Source organism: Brevibacterium yomogidense, assembly GCF_900163715.1.
Lineage (GTDB): Bacteria > Actinomycetota > Actinomycetes > Actinomycetales > Brevibacteriaceae > Brevibacterium > Brevibacterium yomogidense_A.
On sequence record NZ_FWFF01000017.1, the window covers coordinates 445706 to 462478 of the forward strand.

Genomic DNA, 16773 nt, shown 5'->3' on the forward strand with positions numbered 1-16773 from the left:
CTCAAGATGAGCAGTCGAATGGTGAGACCCGCGCGCTACTGTCATCCCCATGACAACGTTCAAGATCGCTGTGATGCCCGGTGACGGCATCGGCACGGAAGTCGTCCCCGAAGGCCTCAAGGTCCTCACCCGCGCGATCGAGGCCACCGGTTCGGATGCCGTCCTCGACACCGAGCAGTTCGATGCCAGCGCCCGTCGCTGGCACGAGACGGGGGAGACCCTCACCGACGAGGAGATGGAGCGCCTGCGCGCCTTCGACGCCATCTTCTTCGGCGCATGCGGCGATCCGTCGGTGCCGTCGGGCGTCCTGGAGCGCGGCATCATCCTCAAGATGCGCTTCGGCTTCGAGCACGCGGTGAACCTCCGCCCGTCGAAGCTGTACCCGGGCGCCACCTCACCGCTCGCCAACCCCGGCGACATCGACTTCGTGGTCGTCCGCGAAGGCACGGAGGGCTCCTACACCGGACAGGGCGGGACGCTGCGCGAAGGCACCCCGAACGAACTGGCCACCGAGGTCTCCGTCAACACCCGCTACGGCGTCGAGCGCACAGTCCGCTTCGCCTTCGAGCAGGCGCGCGCCCGCCGGAAGAAGCTCACGTACCTCCACAAGACGAACGTCATGGTCCACGCGGGCCACCTGTGGCGCCGCGTGGTGGAATCGGTCGGCGAGGAGTACCCCGACGTCGAGGTGGCCTACCAGCACACTGACGCCGCCATGATCTACATGGTCGCGAACCCGTCGCAGTACGACGTCATCGTCACCGACAACCTGTTCGGCGACCTCGTGACGGACCTCGCGGCCGTCGTCACCGGCGGGATCGGCCTGGCCGCCAGCGGCAACATCAACGTCGCGGGCACGGCACCCAGCCTGTTCGAGCCCATCCACGGATCGGCCCCGGACATCGCGGGCCAGGGCAAGGCGGACCCCACCGCCTGCATCCTCTCCGGAGCGCTCATGGCGGAGAACCTGGGTCTGACCGCTGTCGCCGAGGCCATCCAGACAGCCGTCGAGGCCGACCTCGCGGACCGCGGTACGGCACCCCGGACCACCGCCGAGGTCGGAGACGCCATCGCAGCACGCCTGGCCTGACGGGCCGGGCCGGCTGAACGCCGGGCCGGCTGAACGCCGGGCCGGCTGAACGCCGGGCCGGCTGGACGCCGGGCCGGCTGGTCGGCTGACTGACTGACCAGCGGTTCGCCGAGGCCGTCGAACCCCCTTCCCAGCACTCCGGAGTCGGGTGCGCCCACCGGGTGGGGGCGTTCGTCGTCCCTGCGTTAGAGTGACCGCAGACACAACCGATTCCTCATCAGAGAGAAGTATGCAATGACGACGTTCGCACTCCAGAAGAATCCGCAGCCGCAGAGCGAGACCGTGCGGAACGCGATTCTGGGTGCCCCCGTGTTCGGGACGCAGTTCACGGACCACATGGCCCACATCCGGTTCACCGAGGAGCAGGGATGGCACAACCATGAGGTGGTCTCCTACGGTCCTCTCGCCCTGGATCCGGCCGCCGCGGTCCTGCACTACGCGCAGGAGATCTTCGAGGGGCTCAAGGCCTACCGCCACGCCGACGGATCCGTCTGGACGTTCCGCCCGGACCGCAACGCAGACCGCATGAACTCCTCCGCTGCCCGCATGGCGCTGCCCCCGATGGACGGAGATGACTTCGTCGACTCGCTGCGCGCGCTGGTCGAGCAGGATGCGGCGTGGGTGCCCACCCCGAAGGACGACGCCGACGAGGTGAGCCTCTACCTGCGCCCCTTCATGATCTCCGCAGAGCGCTTCCTGGGGCTGCGCCCCACGCAGCAGGCCGACTACTACGTCATCGCGTCTCCAGCCGCCGCGTACTTCTCCGGCGGTATCAAGCCGGTGAGCATCTGGCTGTCGCAGAACCTCAAGCGCTCGGGTGCCGGCGGGACCGGCTTCGCGAAGACCGGCGGCAACTACGCCGCGTCGACGGCCGCGATGATCGAGGCGAGCTCGAAGGGCTGCCAGCAGGTCATGTTCACGGACGCTGTGGACGGCACCCACCTCGAAGAGCTGGGCGGCATGAACCTCATGCTCGTCACCTCGGACGGGAAGCTGCTGACCCCACCGGTGTCGGAGACGATCCTCGACGGTGTGACCCGCCGGTCGGTGCTCGACCTGGCATCGGGTCTGGGGCTGACCCCGGAGGAGCGCCCCATCACTGTGGAGGAATGGCGCACCGGTGCCGCCGACGGCACGATCGTGGAGGCATTCGCCTGCGGCACCGCCGCGGCGATCACCCCGATCGGGAAGCTCGTCACGGACGACTGGACCGTCGACCACGGTGAGACGCCCGGCGAGACGACGATGGCGATGCGGCGGACTCTGCTGGACATCCAGTACGGCCGGGCCGAGGCGCCGGAGGGCTGGATGGTCAAGCTCGCCTGAGCGAGCACAGACCGCATCGACCGCACGCGCTGGTCCACACACGCGCTGATCCATGCACGCTCTGTTCGACGAGGAGGGGGTCGGGATGCCCGAAGACGAAGGTGCCCCGGCCCCCTCTGCTGTCTCTGCAGGCAGTGCCGTCCCCAGCCATGACGGAGCGCGCTCCGTCGCGCGCGTGACGCTGTGCGCGACCTGCGGCGTGGAGGCGGCGGATCCGCCGCCCGCCGTCTGCCCGATCTGCGAGGACGAGCGCCAGTTCGTCCCCGCCGTCGGCCAGGTGTGGACGACGGTGGGAGAGCTCGCTGACTCGGGGCGATCGATCGAGGTAGCCGAGGTCGAGCCGGGCCTCCACTCACTGCGGACCCAGCCCCGCACGGGAATCGGACAGACCTGCTATCTGGCGGCGGCCTCGGGAGCGGATCGCACCGGCGGGCTGCTCTTCGACGTCCCGCCCTTCATCGACGACGCCGCGGTCCAGGCGGTGGCGGCGCGCGGGGGAGTGGGCGCGATCGTGGCGAGCCACCCGCACATGTACGGACTGCAGCTCGAGTGGAGCCGTGCCTTCGACGATGCCCCGATCCTCGTGTCGCGGAAGGACTCGGGCTGGGTGCAGTGCCATGGACCCGCGATCGAGCTCTACGACGAGGAGGCGGAGCCCCTGCCCGGCATCCGCGTGCGCCAGGTGGGCGGGCACTTCCCCGGCAGCTCCGTGGCGCTGTGGCGCGCGCCGAGCGACGGTGCGCTGGTGATGCTCGGCAGCGACTCCGTGTCGCCCGTGGCCCGCGCCGGCTGGGTCACCTTCATGCGGTCGTTCCCGAACTACCTGCCACTGTCCGCACGAGCGGTCCGGATGATCGCGGAGCGCGTCGCGGACCTGGACGTGGAGAGGATCTACGGCAGCTTCGGGCAGCGGCTCATGCACGGCGGGGCGCGTGCCATCGCAGAGTCGGCGGACCGATATGCGGCGTGGGTGTCGGGCGCATACGATGACCGCATATGAGCAAGCGACTGCGCACGGCCGCTGAGGCCACCCCCGGACTGCATCGGATCGAACGACCGGTCACGGATGAGCGGGATTCGGCGACGTTCTCCCTGGCCTATGTCCGCACGACGCCCGGACTGGGCGATGATGCACCGCGGGCGGCGGATGACTCCGGTCCTCCCGTCCTCATCATCCCGGGTGGACCCGGGCTGGCGTCTGCAGTGCCGTACCGGGCGCTGCGGCAGAAGGCCGTCAAGCAGGGCCTGGACGTCCTCATGCTCGAGCACCGCGGAGTCGGGCTCTCTCGCCGTTCCGCCGACGGGTCGGATCTGCCGCTGGAGGCGATGCGCATCTCTCTCGTCGTCGACGACATCCGCGCCGTGCTCGATGCCGAGGGCATCGACCGGGTGACCATCGTGGGCTCGTCCTACGGCTCGTACGTCGCGCTGGCGTTCGCCGTGACCCTGCCTCATCGGGTGGCGGCGATCGTGCTGGACTCTCCGATGCTGGAGGCGAGCAGGGCGGAGAGCCGCGCGTGGGCGGACGGTCTGCTCTACGACGGGACCCACGGCGACGACGAGCACCGCTTGCTGGCCCGCAAGGTGCGCGACCTCGCGCTGGACGGGGTGGTCACGGCGGAGCAGCTGTCTCATGCAGTCCGCATCGTCTACGAGTTCGCCGGGCCCGGCACCCTCGACGCGCTGCTCAACCAGATCGCGGTGGGACGAGCTCGGACGACTCTCGCGACGCTTGCGAAGCTCGGCCGGTCGGACACCGACGAATCGCTCCCGTACTACATGGAGTTCGACCTGGTCGGCGAGATCGCGTTCCGGGAACTCGACTTCGCCGATTCGGACCCGGAGGCGTTCTTCGACACGGGCGCATCGTTCCACGACGTCTCGAAGGGATTCTCGCCATTCAGCGCTGAGCCCTTCCACCTCGCGGGGGCGCTTCCATCGCTCACCGTTCCGGTCATCGCGCTGTCAGGGGACCGGGACCTGCGCACGCCGCGTCCTGTCGCAGAGCGGATCGTGGAGCTGTCGCCTCGCGGTGTGCTGGCCACGGTGCCGGACCACGGCCACAGTGCCCTGGATACTCACGTCGAAGCGCTGTTCGCGTCGATCCGCCTGGCGGTCGCACGTATCGGGACGGTCACGCAGGTGGGGACGGTCGCACAGGAGGGAACGGTCGCACCTATGGGGGAGGGCGACGCTGACGGGGCCGATGAGCTGCGCGGCGCAGATGCTGGTGCCGGCGGTTCGTCGGAGGTGCGGCTCGAGGGGCTGTCGAAGGGCGGCGGGCCGTCGTCGATGCTCGGGAGCACGATCCGGGCGCAGCTGGCGGCCGACCGGCTGCTGCCGCGCCGCCGCTGACCCAAGAATATTACGAAACGGTCACGATGATTCTCGGTGTCACCCCTTTTTCGCAGAAGAGCGAAAAAGCCGGTGTACTGTCTCCCCATGTCTTCTTCAGACTCCCGCAGTGATGCGGGAACGCTCGCGCAGCGCGCTGAGCTTCCGACGACCTCAGACGTCATCGCCGGCCTCCCCTGGAGGTGGAGAACCCAGGGTGCGATCTTCCTGGTGGGTGGCCTGGGCTTCATGTTCGACGCCTGGGACGTCGCGCTCAACGGCTTCCTCATCCCGCTGCTGAGCGACCACTGGAGCCTGACGGTCGGTGAGGCCGCCTGGATCGCGACGGTCAATCTGATCGGCATGGCGATCGGCGCGTTCGTCTGGGGCGGCATCGCTGACCGGATCGGGCGGAAGAAGGCGTTCACCCTGACGCTGCTGTGCTTCTCGGTCTTCACTGCACTGGGTGCGATGAGCCCCAGCATCTGGATCTTCTGCCTCTTCCGGTTCTTCGCCGGATTCGGCCTGGGCGGCTGCATCCCGGTCGACTACGCGCTGGTGGGCGAGTTCTCGCCGGCGAAGCACCGCGGCCGGGTGCTCACGGCACTGGACGGCTGGTGGCCGATCGGCGCGACCCTGTGCGCGTTCGTCTCCGCATGGCTCATCTCGTTCACTGACTGGCGCGCCGTCATGCTCATCATGATCGTCCCCGCCTTCCTGGTGTTCGGCATCCGCCTCTTCGTCCCCGAATCCCCGATGTACCTGGCGAGCGTCGGCCGCCACGACGAAGCCGACGTGATCGTCCACCGGCTCGTGAAGGCGACAGGGTCCGACGTGACGGAGTGGCGCCGTGCGGAGGTCGAGCCTCCCGCGGCGGCGCCCGGCACATGGGCGGGCAAGGTCGCGGCCGTCACCGGGCAGGTCGCAGATCTGTGGAAGTGGTCGACTCCGATCACGCTCGTGGCGTGGTCGCTGTTCGTCTCGATCCTGCTCCTGTACTACGCGGCGCTCACCTGGTTGCCGAAGATCCTGCGCGAGCAGGGCCTGGGCGACGAGGCCGCCTTCATCGTGACGGGGCAGATGACGGCGGTGGGCATCGTCGGCGTCATCGCGTCCGCGCTGCTGATCGAGTACATCGGTCGGCGCTGGCAGCTGGCCCTGTCGTCGCTCGCGGGCGTCGCTGCCCTGGTGGGCTTCGCATGGGCGCTGGAATCGTCCGGCGCCAACCTGAGTGCGACGGCGCAGGCCCTCATCCTCGTGTTCGGGTTCGTCATCCAGATCGCGATCCCCACCCTCTACACGTACGTCTCCGAGCTCTACCCGACGAAGCTGCGCGCCTCCGGCTTCGGCTGGGCGTCGAGCGCATCGCGCTGGGCGACGGGCATCGCGCCGCTGGCGTTCGGGTCGTTCCTGTGGCCAGTCCTCGGGCTGACGTGGACCTTCGCGCTGACGGGAGTGCTGGTCGTCATCGCAGTCATCCTCATGGCGGTGCTCGCCCACGACACCACGGGTCGCGAACTGGAGTGACGGGCGGTCTGGCGCGGGAGGTGGACGCCCTGGACCACCTGTGAGCGGCTTGCCATATATACCCCCTGGGGGTATATATGGAGTATGACTGACTCTCGGCGCCATCCCCCTCATAACTCTGACGCGGACCACCGCGAGCATGCGGGTAGCCATGGCGAGCACCCAGCTGGCGACGGCGATCACCGGGACGGACCCGGCGATCACCAGGACGGCCACCACGAGCACGGTTCCCATGGCCACAGCCATGCTGGTCACGAGCACGAGCACGAGCACGAGCACGCCGGAGGCCACGGTCACCACGACCACTCCGCCCACGCGGAGCAGTTCCGGCGCCTCTTCTGGATCATGCTGGTCCTCGCGGTGCCCACCGTCGCCCTCGACCCGATGTTCGCGCGACTCGTCGGCTATCCGCTCCCCGAGTCCGGCTGGCTGACGTGGGTCGCTCCGGTCCTCGGCACCGTCATGTACGTGTGGGGCGGCCGCCCCTTCCTCACCGGCGCGGTCGACGAGATCCGGGCCCTTCGTCCCGGGATGATGCTCCTCATCGGGCTCGCGATCACCGTCGCGTTCCTCTCGTCCTGGGGCTCCACCCTGGGCGTGCTGAGTGCTGAACTGGACTTCTGGTGGGAGCTGGCGCTCCTCGTCGTCATCATGCTGCTGGGCCACTGGGTGGAGATGCGCTCCACCGCGCAGACGGCCTCCGCCCTCACCGCGCTCGCTGCCCTCCTGCCGGACACCGCAGAGGTGGTCCGCGAGGGCGAGACCGTCCAGGTGGATCCCGCCGAGCTGGTGGTGGGCGACCTCGTCGTCGTCCGCCCCGGTGCGTCCGTGCCGGCCGACGGCCGCGTCGCCGAGGGTTCCGCGAGCATGGACGAGTCGATGGTCACCGGCGAGTCCACGACCGTCCGCCGAGCCGAGGGCGATCTCGTCATCGCCGGCACCATCGCCACTGACTCCGGTCTGCGCGTCGAGGTGACGGCGGTGGGGGACGACACCACCCTCGCCGGCATCAGCCGTCTGGTCGAGGAGGCCCAGTCCTCCAGCTCCCGCGCCCAGCGGCTCGCTGATCGTGCCGCGGCCTGGCTCTTCTGGTTCGCCTTCGTCGCTGCCATCGTCACCGCGATCGTGTGGGGGCTGCTCGGCACACCCGATGACGCCGTTGTCCGCACGATCACCGTGCTCGTCATCGCGTGTCCGCATGCACTGGGGCTGGCGATCCCGCTCGTCGTGTCGATTGCCACGGAGCGGGCCGCCCGCGCGGGCGTGCTCGTGGCGGACCGGCTGGCGCTCGAGTCGATGCGCCGCGTCGACGTGGTCCTCTTCGACAAGACCGGGACGCTCACCAAGGGCGAACCCGCCGTCACCGACGTGGTCGTGACGGCTCGCCCCACAGTCGCTGAGGACCTCACTGCTGCAGAGAACCCCATCACTGCGGAGAACCGCACTGCTGGGGAGAACCCCGCCGCCGAGGTCGTGGTCGAGACCCAGCCGAACGGCCCGGCCGAGGGGGTCCAGCGGGACCCGGCTCCTGCCTCGGGCGCGGGGGAGGACCGGACTTCAGCCTCGGGCGCGGGGAAGGTCCGGACCTCAGCCTCGGGCGCGGGGGAGGACTGGGTGCTGCGGCTCGCCGCGGCAGCGGAGGCCGACAGCGAGCACCCGCTGGCCCGGGCGATCGTCCGGGCGGCCGAGCAGCGGGGACTCACCGTGCCCCGGGCCACCGACTTCTCCTCGCATCCCGCGGAGGGAGTGCACGCTCGCGTCGAAAGCACCGACGGCACCGATGGCACCGATGGCACCGACGGCACCGACGGCATCGACGTCCACGTGGGCGGCCCGCACCTGCTCACGAGGCTGGGAGGTGAGTCGCTCGACGCGACGGCTCCGTGGCGGGACGCAGGGGCGACCGTCCTGCACGTGTTCGCAGACGGCGTCGTCGTCGGCGCACTGCGCGTCGAGGACGAGGTGCGCCCGGAGTCGCGAGCGACGATCGACGCGCTCCACGATCGCGGGGTCGACGTCGCGATGATCACCGGCGATGCGGAGTCCGTCGCACGGACGGTGGCCGCAGAACTGGGCATCGACCGCGTCTTCGCCGACGTGCGCCCGGAGGATAAGGCGGCCGCCGTCGAACGCCTCCAGCAGGAGGGCCGCATCACCGCGATGGTGGGTGACGGCGTGAACGACGCTCCCGCGCTCGCCCGCGCGGACGTGGGGCTGGCGATCGGCGCCGGCACGGATGTGGCGATCGGCTCCGCGGGGGTGGTGCTCGCAAGCTCGGATCCGCGCAGCGTCCTGTCCGTCATCGACCTGTCGCGGGCGACGTACCGGAAGATGGTGCAGAACCTCTGGTGGGCCGCCGGCTACAACCTGCTGTCCGTGCCCCTGGCCGCAGGCGTCCTGGCGCCGGTGGGCTTCGTCCTGCCGATGAGCGTCGGAGCGATCCTCATGTCGCTGTCGACCGTTGTCGTCGCACTCAACGCGCAGCTGCTGCGCCGGCTCGACCTGCGGCCGGAGCGAATCGGGGTGGAAAGGAGCGGAGCAGAAAGGATCGGGGCAGAGAGCTGAGGAGCTGTGCGCAGGTGGGCTGTGCGTAGGGTGGGCCCATGGTCGAAACGTCTGCGCAGTCCGGTGCCGCCCCCATGCCCCACGACGAGTTCCTCTGGCTCGAGGAGATCGAGGGAGCAGATGCGCTCACCTGGGTGGACGAGCAGAACCAGGCGACTCTCGCGGAGTTCTTCGATGACGATGCGAAGGCGACTTCGGACGCGATCCGCGGGGCCCTCGATTCGGAGGACCGCATCCCCGGCGTGAGCAAGCTGGGCGACCTCTACTACAACTTCTGGCGCGACCGGGACCACCCCAAGGGCCTGTGGCGCCGCACCACCTGGGAGTCCTACGTGACGGACAGCCCGGAGTGGGAGCTGCTGCTCGACGTCGACGCGCTGGCCGCGGCCGACGAGACGGAGTGGGTGTTCCACGGCGTCCGGGTCCGCCGCACCGACCGCCGTCGTGCGCTCGTCTCGCTGTCCCCGGACGGCGGCGACGCCCATATGATCCGGGAGTTCGACCTCGAGACGAAGGAGTTCGTCGACCCGGCGGACGGCTTCGTGCTGCCCACCGCGAAGGCGCAGGCGAGCTGGATCGATGACGACACCCTGCTCATCGCGACGGACTTCGGACCCGGATCGCTCACCGATTCGACCTACCCGCGCAGCGCCCGTCTGCTGCGACGCGGAGAGGCGCTCGAGGACGCCCGCGAGATCATGTCCGTGCCGGTCGAGCTCCTGTCCATCTTCACCGGCGTCGACCGCACACCGGGATTCGAGCGGGCCGTCATCGTCGAGGCGATCGACTTCTACAACTCCCGCACCTGGATGCGAGAGCTCCCGGTCACCGACGACGGCATCGCAGAGGCGGATGACCTCACCGTGAGCTGGACGCTCATCGACGTCCCGACGGACGTCTCCGTCGACGTCGATCGGGACCTCCTGCTCCTCCGGCCGCGCACGGACTGGTCGGGCACCGGTCCGAACGGCGTTCCCTTCACCGTGCCGGCGGGGGCGCTCGCCGTCGCGCCGTATGACACATTCGTCCACGGCGGGGGAGCCGCGTCCGCTGCGCCGATGGTCCTCTTCGCCCCGGAGGAGGGTCCCCAGCCGCGGACCTCGCTGCAGGGCTGGTCGCTCACCCGGGACCATCTGGTGCTGTCCTTCCTCACCGATGTGCGCGCGGAGCTGCGGGTCGTGGACCGCGAGGTCCTCGTCTCCGGGGGCGTGCCCGCGTCCCAAGGTGGTGCTGTGTCCGAGGGTGGTGCTGCGTCAGGAGACGTCCCTGCGGGGAGGCCCGGTGCGCTGCCCGGTCGTGCGCTGCCGGGTGTGGACCCGATGCTGTCGGTCGGCCTGGGGGCCGTCGACCCGGATGATCCGGCGACGGCGAATGACGTGTGGATGACGGTGAGCGGATTTCTCACGCCCACGACGCTGCAAAGAGGCGCGCTCGGAACCGCGGGGGAACCCGATGCCGATCTGACTGCGGTCAAGCAGGCTCCTGAGCTCTTCGACGCGACGGGGCTCACCGTCACCCAGCACTTCACCCGCAGCGCGGACGGCACCCGCGTGCCGTACTTCCAGGTGGGTCCCGCAGACGGAGGCGGAGACGGCGAACCCGCCCCCGTCATGCTCGACGGATACGGCGGCTTCGAGCTCAGCCGGCTGCCCGGCTACGCGCCGACGATCGGGCTGGGCTGGCTGGAGAAGGGCGGCACGTACGTCATCGCGAACATCCGCGGCGGCGGGGAGTACGGCCCCGGCTGGCACACGGCAGCGCTGCGGGAGAACCGCCAGCGTGCCTACGAGGACTTCGTGGCCGTCGCACGCGACCTCGTCGCCCGGGGCGTGACGGTGCCGCAGAAGCTCGCGTGCTCCGGCGGCTCCAACGGAGGCCTGCTGGTCGGCAACATGCTCACGCAGTTCCCCGACGACTTCGGCGCGGTCTCCTGCGGAGTCCCGCTCCTGGACATGCGCCGCTACACGAAGCTGTCCGCCGGAGCCTCCTGGGCCGCCGAGTACGGCGACCCGGACGACCCCGCGGACTGGAACTTCATCCGGACTTTCTCGCCGTACCACCTCGTCGACGAGGAGGGAGGGACGACGTATCCTCCCGTCCTCTTCTGGACGGCGACCTCGGACGACCGCGTCGGCCCGGTGCAGGCGCGGAAGATGGCGGCGAGGATGCAGAAGGCCGGCGCGGAGCATGTGTGGTTCTTCGAAGACCGGGAGGGCGGCCACTCCGCCGCGTCGGACAACGAGCAGGCCGCCAAGACCCGCGCGCTGTCCTACGCGTTCCTCATGCGACAGCTGAACGGCTGAGTGACTGGACGGCTGGACGGCTGGGCGGCTGGATGGTTAAACGGCTGGGCGGTTGAGTGACGGAGCGGCTGGACGGCTGAGTACGGGAGTGACGGAGCCGCGGAGACACCGAGCGTGACCCGCCCCCCTCAACACCCGATCGAGTGAGTGCAATATGGCCCGGAATCGGCGATTCTGGGCCATATTGCACTCACTCGACTCCAGGGAGGGTGCTGCTCCAGGTCGGTTGCTACTCCAGGGAGGGTGCTGCTCGAGGCCGGGTGCTGCTCGAGGGCCGTGCCGGGCCTCAGCGCTTCGAGTCCTCAGCGCTTCGAGTCCTCACTGCATCGAGTCGTCAGTGCATCGAGCGGCGCAGGGTGACCCAGGAGCCTGTCCCGACGACGACTGCCAGTCCAGCGAGTATGCCTGCCAGCCCCAGCGGTCCCATCGTTGCGAAGAACTCCAGCACGGACGACCACGCCTCCATCCGCGTGATGATGAAGATCGCTGCGAGGAGCACGAGGGCCAGTCCTATGACGGCGATCGTGACGGCGATCGTCCCCGCGCGCCGGTAGATCGTGGCGAACCAGAACCCGGTGAGGAAGAAGAACATCGTGAGTGCGGCGACGACGGCTGCCGTGCCCACCCAACCGTTCTCCCAGACCCACGGGAGGTAGGCGATGTAGCCGTTGATCCCGTATCCGTCGGTCGCCTGCTCGAAGAGTCCCAGGAGGACGTAGAACGCGGCGAGCACAAGGGCGGAGATCGCTGCGGCGAGGACCGTGCCGAGGAAGAACTCGCGCCGCGTGAGGCTCATCGCCTGGGAGAACGGGAACGTGAGGCTCATCGCCTGGACGCCCACGGCCAGGTAGTACCAGAGCGGAGCCTGACCGCCGCCGCCGTACACCGGGGAGTCCGAGTCGACCATCCAGTAGATCGCCAGGGAGAGGAGGACGGCGGAGACGATGATGAGGAGCGGGATCCAGAGGAACGTGTACCGATTGACGAACTGCAGCCGTACCACGCTGAGGATGCGTGAGCCGGTCGAAGCGGTGCCGCTCGTCGGGGGATCAGCGGCACGGGCGCGGATCGGTCCTGTCGCCCTGGCGGCGTCGCCGGTCGTGGTCACGGTCGTGCCTCCTGTGCTGGCCGAGGTACTGGTCGAGGTGGTGGTCGTGGATGCGGTGGTCATGTGCGTGCCTCCGATGGATCAGTGGAGCGGGATCCCGTGCCGGCCTGTGAGCCGACCTGTGAACCGGCCTGTGAACCGGCCTGTGCGCCGGGTCGTGCCTCGGACGATCCGTTCCGGTTCTTCTGGGTGAGGTGGACGACGAGCTGCTGCAGCGGGACGGGCGTGCGCTCGAGGCCCGCCTCCCGCACATCCGTCAGCTCCGCATCGCTCAGCGTGCCGAACACCGTGGCGGATGAGACGTTGCCGAGCGACTGACGGTGCAGGACCTCGCGGCCCACGACGAAACGGTTCACCTGGTCGGCGCTGCCGGTGAGCGTCACGGCCTGGCCGCGCAGGTCATCAGTCGTCGCGTCGACCAGCAGGTGCCCGTCGTCGATGATGAGGACCCGCTCGATGAGGTCCGCGATCTCATCGATGAGGTGCGACGACAGGACGATCGTGCGCGGGTGCTCCGCGTAGTCCTCCATGAGCCTGTCGTAGAAGAGCGCGCGTGCCACTGCATCGAGTCCCAGGTACGGCTCATCGAAGAACGTGATCTCCGCCCGCGCTGCCAATCCGATGATGACGCCGACAGCGGACAGCTGCCCGCGGGACAGCTTCTTGATCGTGGTCTTCAGGGGCAGGCGGAAGTCGGAGATGAGCTCTTGCGCGAAGTCCTCGTCCCAGTGCGGAAAGAACAGGCGTGCGGAGCGGAAGGCGTGCTGCGGGGTGAAGTCGTCCGGGTACTTCTGGCTCTCGCGGACGAAGCACATCCGGGACAGGACGCGGGCGTTCTCGTAGGGCTGCTCCCCGAACACGCGGATGCTGCCCGATGTGGGGAAGTTCTGCGCCGTGAGCATGGACATCGTCGTGGTCTTGCCGGCGCCGTTGCTGCCGAGGAACCCGTAGATCGCATGCTCTTCGATGCGGAAACTCAGGTCGTCGACTGCGGTGGTGCTGCGGTAGCGCTTGGTGAGGTTCTGGACGTCGATGACGGCGGTCATCATGCCTCCTGTGGTGCACGGTGGGCTGCCTGGTCTGCGGGGTCTGCCTGGTCGGTGGAGCCCGCCTGGTCGGTGGGGTCTGTCTGCTCTGCGGCCCGTTCGGTCCGCTCCGAGTCGTCCCGGTGCTCTGTGATGAGGCGGATGACGTCATCCGGTCCCAGTCGCAGTCGGCGGGCCTCGGCGAGCAGAGGGGAGATGTAGGCGTGCGCGAACCCCTGGGTGCGCTCGTCGACGAGTCGCGTGCGGGCTCCGGTGGCGACGAACATTCCGATTCCTCGCTTCTTGTAGAGGATTCCCCGGTCCACGAGTTCGGAGACACCCTTCGCCGCTGTCGCCGGATTGATGCGATGGAAGGTCGAGAGCTCGTTCGTGGAAGGCGCCTTGGACTCCTCCTCGAGACTGCCGTCGACGATCGAGTCCTCGATCGATTCCGCGATCTGGAGGAAGAGGGGGCGACCCTGATCGAACATCCGAGCTCCTGCCCTGGTGGATCGGTTAGTTACTCGACTAGGTAACCATTCAACCGAGGGTCGAGTCAAGGGTCGGTGCACGATCTGCACCCAGCAGAACGATGTGCACCCAGCCGAACGGTGTGCACCGAGTAGGTTGGAGGCATGACGAGCATGGATCACTCGAAGGCAGAACACTCCAGCACGCACAGGCAGCAGCACCACGGCGAGTACAAGGTGCCCGGCGGCAAGCTCGTCGTCGCGGACCTCACGACCGCGGACGGTCGGATCGTGGAGGCGAAGATCTCCGGGGACTTCTTCCTCGACCCGGAGGACGCCTTCGATGCGCTGGCACCGGCACTTGTGGGGGCCTCGGCGACGGAGGGCCCGGAGGCGCTGGTGCAGCGCCTCGAAGCGGCACTCGCGCCGTTCGACGAGGACCTCGACCTGCAGGGCTTCAGCCTCGACGACGTCGTGACGGTCGTGCGCCGCGCACTGGCGGGCGCGCGTGAGTTCGCGGACTACCCGTGGGAGGTCATCCACACCCCGGTGCTGCCCACGCGGCTCAATGTCGCGCTCGACCAGCTGCTCCTGGCGGAGGTCGAAGCCGGCCGGCGCGGGCCCACACTCCGGATCTGGGAGTGGGACGACCGCGCAGTGGTGATCGGGGCCTTCCAGTCGTACATGAACGAACTGCACCCCGAAGGCGTCGAGGAGCACGGTGTGGAAGTCGTCCGACGTGTGACCGGGGGCGGCGCGATGTTCATGGAGGGCGGCAACTGCATCACCTACTCCCTCTATGCGCCGCGGGAGATCGTCGCAGGGCTCGACTACACGGAGTCGTACGCGTACCTGGACCGATGGGTGATCGAAGCGCTCGCGAAGCACGGCGTGAACGCCTGGTACGTGCCGATCAACGACATCACCTCGTCGAAGGGGAAGATCGGCGGAGCCGCCCAGAAGCGGACGAGGAACGCCGTCATCCACCACGCGACGATGAGCTACGACATCGATGCGGACAAGATGACCGACGTCCTGCGGATCGGGAAGGCGAAGATCTCCGACAAGGGAATCGCGAGTGCGAAGAAGCGCGTCGATCCGGTGCGCAGTCAGACGGGCGTGTCGCGGGAGGAGATCATCCGCACGATGATCGAGACCTTCACCGCGAAGTACGGTGCGCGCACCGGCGAGGTCACGGGCCAGGAGATGGCGGCGGCCCAGGAGCTCGTGGAGGAGAAGTTCGGCACGGAGAAATGGACCCGCCGCGTGCCGTGACGACGGTGGGTGAGGCGCCCCGCGATGTGGGAGACTGGCGACACCCGTGGGACGCGGCGTCATCGCCGCGCTCCACCTCGTCCCGGAAACCGCGAAGAAGGACAGAAGTGCGCCACGTCGAACCGGAAGTCTCGCTCATCGCCAAGCCCCAGATCGACTGGGAGTCGGTCAACGCCTACCTCGATGAGGTGGGAGGCCGTGCATGGTCGGACCGCGTCCAGCCGTCCGAGTCGCCCGATGGCGAGGACCTCGTCGAGTTCTCCGGTCGCATGTGCTATCGCTCGTGGGAGCCCGGCCTCAACCCGAACGTCTCCCGCGTGCGCACGGACTCCTCCGAATACGTCGGCAACGTCATCCGCTCGCAGCACGGATCGGTGCTCGAGCACGCGAACTACACGTTCATCCTCCACAACGTGTCCCGCGTGCTGACACACGAGCTCATCCGCCACCGCGCGGGCTGCGCCTTCTCCCAGGAATCACTGCGGTACGTCCGTCTGGACGAGCTTCCCTTCTGGTTCCCCGAATGGGCGCGCGAGGACGAGGAGCTCATGGAGCGCTCGCTCAAGGTCCTCGACACGCTGGAGGAGCACCAGGCGTGGATGGCGTCCCACTTCGGCCTCGATGAGGAGGGGACGAAGTTCGCGCACAAGAAGCACATGACCTCGTTCATGCGCCGCTTCGCACCGGAAGGGCTGGGGACCGGCATCGTCTACACCGCCAACCTGCGCTCGCTGCGCCACGTCATCGAGATGCGCACCGCGCCGGGCGCCGAAGAGGAGATCCGCCTCGTGTTCGGCAAGCTCGCAGAGATCATGAAGGACGAGGCGCCCGCAGTCTTCGCCGACTACTCGGTGGAGGACGGCGCCTGGGTCCCGGGGACCAGAAAGGCCTGATCCATCATGTCCGACATCTTCGCCGCAGACCTGCACCCGCGGAAGACGGAGGTCGTCGCACGACGGCTCTCCGCGCGGTTCGGAACGGAGCTCACCGCAGCCGACCTGCGGATGCTCACCTCATTCCGCTTCGACGATCCAGCCGGCGAGGTCGGCTGCGAGACGCACATCGTCGCGGTGACGCTGCCGGATGCTGGAGAGGTCGTCGTGCAGGTGCCGCTGACCTACCGCGGTGCGCCGCTCGACGAAGCTCCCGATGAGGCGCTCGTGACCACCATGGATCATTCGGTGCTGGGCGAGCGGTGGGTGTACGAGGCGGCGCACGACCCGGTCTACGTGACGGAGCTGCTGCTCGCGATCACCGACGCCGACGGTGCGGCGGAGCAGTTCCTGGTCGAGGACGACGGCAGCAAGTCGCGCATCACGGAGGGGCTTGCGAACGTGAACGGAACGGGCCCGGGGATCGACCCCTCCCGAGCGGCCGTGGACGCGGACGAAGCAGCCGGCGCCGAGGGTGCGCGCTCTGCGGATCCGACCCTCGCCGCTTCGCTGCCCGAAGTCGGGTACGCGGGAGACAGGACGCTCATCAGCATGCGCGGTACCGCTCTGGAGGTCTACGACGTGCTGGACCTCGGGAGCCCGTCGGCAGAGGGAGAAGGCGTTCCCGGCGGGTGGTCGGTCGATGCCGGACAGCTCGTCGCCACATGGGATGGTCAGAAGCCGCCGGTGACGCTCGCGCGCATCGTCGTGTGACCTGCCGCGGTCCTAAGAGGGCGCGACTGGGTTCACGCCCGATGAGCCTCACATCCCGATGAGCCTCACGGCCTGATGAGCCTCACATCCCGATGAGCCTCACG

At 68.7% G+C, this 16773-nt stretch carries 13 protein-coding genes; 10 read left to right on the forward strand and 3 right to left on the reverse strand.

The features are described 5' to 3' along the window. Positions 1–49: 49 nt before the first annotated feature. The 7 genes from FM105_RS10945 (at position 50) to FM105_RS10975 (ending at position 11145) form a co-directional block, all read left to right on the forward strand. Complete coding sequence (locus tag FM105_RS10945; RefSeq protein WP_087008105.1) at positions 50–1090, forward strand: 3-isopropylmalate dehydrogenase; 1041 nt, start codon at positions 50–52, stop codon at positions 1088–1090. Between the two features lie 234 nt (positions 1091–1324). After that, entirely contained in the window at positions 1325–2416 is a 1092-nt protein-coding gene (locus tag FM105_RS10950; RefSeq protein ID WP_087008106.1) for a branched-chain amino acid aminotransferase, read from the forward strand. An 85-nt stretch (positions 2417–2501) separates the two neighbouring features. After that, a complete protein-coding gene (locus tag FM105_RS10955) occupies positions 2502–3416 on the forward strand; it encodes a hydrolase (RefSeq protein WP_256970347.1) in 915 nt (304 codons plus the stop codon). Then, on the forward strand, positions 3413–4771 hold the full coding sequence (locus FM105_RS10960; RefSeq protein ID WP_087008108.1) for an alpha/beta fold hydrolase: 1359 nt from the start codon (positions 3413–3415) through the stop codon (positions 4769–4771). Before FM105_RS10955 ends, FM105_RS10960 begins: the two co-directional genes overlap by 4 nt. 87 nt (positions 4772–4858) lie before the next feature. After that, entirely contained in the window at positions 4859–6277 is a 1419-nt protein-coding gene (locus FM105_RS10965; RefSeq protein ID WP_087008110.1) for an MFS transporter, read from the forward strand. Positions 6278–6361: 84 nt separating this feature from the next. Further along, complete coding sequence (locus tag FM105_RS10970; protein WP_087008112.1) at positions 6362–8842, forward strand: HAD-IC family P-type ATPase; 2481 nt, start codon at positions 6362–6364, stop codon at positions 8840–8842. A gap of 38 nt (positions 8843–8880) precedes the next feature. Next, positions 8881–11145 carry a prolyl oligopeptidase family serine peptidase gene (locus FM105_RS10975; RefSeq protein ID WP_087008114.1) on the forward strand — a complete coding sequence of 755 codons (2265 nt, stop codon included), beginning with the start codon at positions 8881–8883 and terminating at the stop codon, positions 11143–11145. A 334-nt stretch (positions 11146–11479) separates the two neighbouring features. On the opposite strand, the gene FM105_RS10980 is transcribed toward FM105_RS10975, so the two are convergent. Genes FM105_RS10980 through FM105_RS10990 form a run of 3 tightly spaced genes read right to left on the reverse strand, consistent with a single transcriptional unit; the run spans position 11480 to position 13769 of the window. Beyond that, a complete protein-coding gene (locus FM105_RS10980) occupies positions 11480–12316 on the reverse strand; it encodes a hypothetical protein (RefSeq protein ID WP_256970348.1) in 837 nt (278 codons plus the stop codon). Further along, positions 12313–13299 (reverse strand): ABC transporter ATP-binding protein, encoded by a 987-nt coding sequence (locus FM105_RS10985; protein WP_087008116.1) that lies wholly within the window; start codon positions 13297–13299, stop codon positions 12313–12315. Before FM105_RS10985 ends, FM105_RS10980 begins: the two co-directional genes overlap by 4 nt. Beyond that, entirely contained in the window at positions 13299–13769 is a 471-nt protein-coding gene (locus FM105_RS10990; RefSeq protein ID WP_087008117.1) for a GntR family transcriptional regulator, read from the reverse strand. The genes FM105_RS10985 and FM105_RS10990 overlap by 1 nt, the downstream gene beginning before the upstream one ends. 144 nt (positions 13770–13913) lie before the next feature. On the opposite strand from FM105_RS10990, the gene FM105_RS10995 reads away from it, so the two are divergent. From FM105_RS10995 to FM105_RS11005, 3 genes are all read left to right on the forward strand, one after another. Next, on the forward strand, positions 13914–15023 hold the full coding sequence (locus tag FM105_RS10995) for a lipoyl protein ligase domain-containing protein (protein WP_373404777.1): 1110 nt from the start codon (positions 13914–13916) through the stop codon (positions 15021–15023). 107 nt (positions 15024–15130) lie between these two features. Further along, on the forward strand, positions 15131–15916 hold the full coding sequence (gene thyX, locus FM105_RS11000; RefSeq protein ID WP_087008119.1) for an FAD-dependent thymidylate synthase: 786 nt from the start codon (positions 15131–15133) through the stop codon (positions 15914–15916). 6 nt (positions 15917–15922) lie between these two features. Then, on the forward strand, positions 15923–16669 hold the full coding sequence (locus FM105_RS11005) for a maltokinase N-terminal cap-like domain-containing protein (protein ID WP_087008121.1): 747 nt from the start codon (positions 15923–15925) through the stop codon (positions 16667–16669). Positions 16670–16773 lie beyond the last annotated feature (104 nt).

Bases quoted from the DNA above. Each gene is read 5' to 3' on its own strand.
- FM105_RS10945 (WP_087008105.1), top strand. From the start codon at position 50: ATGACAACGTTCAAGATCGCTGTGATGCCCGGTGACGGCATCGGCACG.
- FM105_RS10950 (WP_087008106.1), top strand. From the start codon at position 1,325: ATGACGACGTTCGCACTCCAGAAGAATCCGCAGCCGCAGAGCGAGACC.
- FM105_RS10955 (WP_256970347.1), top strand. From the start codon at position 2,502: ATGCCCGAAGACGAAGGTGCCCCGGCCCCCTCTGCTGTCTCTGCAGGC.
- FM105_RS10960 (WP_087008108.1), top strand. From the start codon at position 3,413: ATGAGCAAGCGACTGCGCACGGCCGCTGAGGCCACCCCCGGACTGCAT.
- FM105_RS10965 (WP_087008110.1), top strand. From the start codon at position 4,859: ATGTCTTCTTCAGACTCCCGCAGTGATGCGGGAACGCTCGCGCAGCGC.
- FM105_RS10970 (WP_087008112.1), top strand. From the start codon at position 6,362: ATGACTGACTCTCGGCGCCATCCCCCTCATAACTCTGACGCGGACCAC.
- FM105_RS10975 (WP_087008114.1), top strand. From the start codon at position 8,881: ATGGTCGAAACGTCTGCGCAGTCCGGTGCCGCCCCCATGCCCCACGAC.
- FM105_RS10980 (WP_256970348.1), bottom strand. From the start codon at position 12,316: ATGACCACCGCATCCACGACCACCACCTCGACCAGTACCTCGGCCAGC.
- FM105_RS10985 (WP_087008116.1), bottom strand. From the start codon at position 13,299: ATGACCGCCGTCATCGACGTCCAGAACCTCACCAAGCGCTACCGCAGC.
- FM105_RS10990 (WP_087008117.1), bottom strand. From the start codon at position 13,769: ATGTTCGATCAGGGTCGCCCCCTCTTCCTCCAGATCGCGGAATCGATC.
- FM105_RS10995 (WP_373404777.1), top strand. From the start codon at position 13,914: ATGACGAGCATGGATCACTCGAAGGCAGAACACTCCAGCACGCACAGG.
- FM105_RS11005 (WP_087008121.1), top strand. From the start codon at position 15,923: ATGTCCGACATCTTCGCCGCAGACCTGCACCCGCGGAAGACGGAGGTC.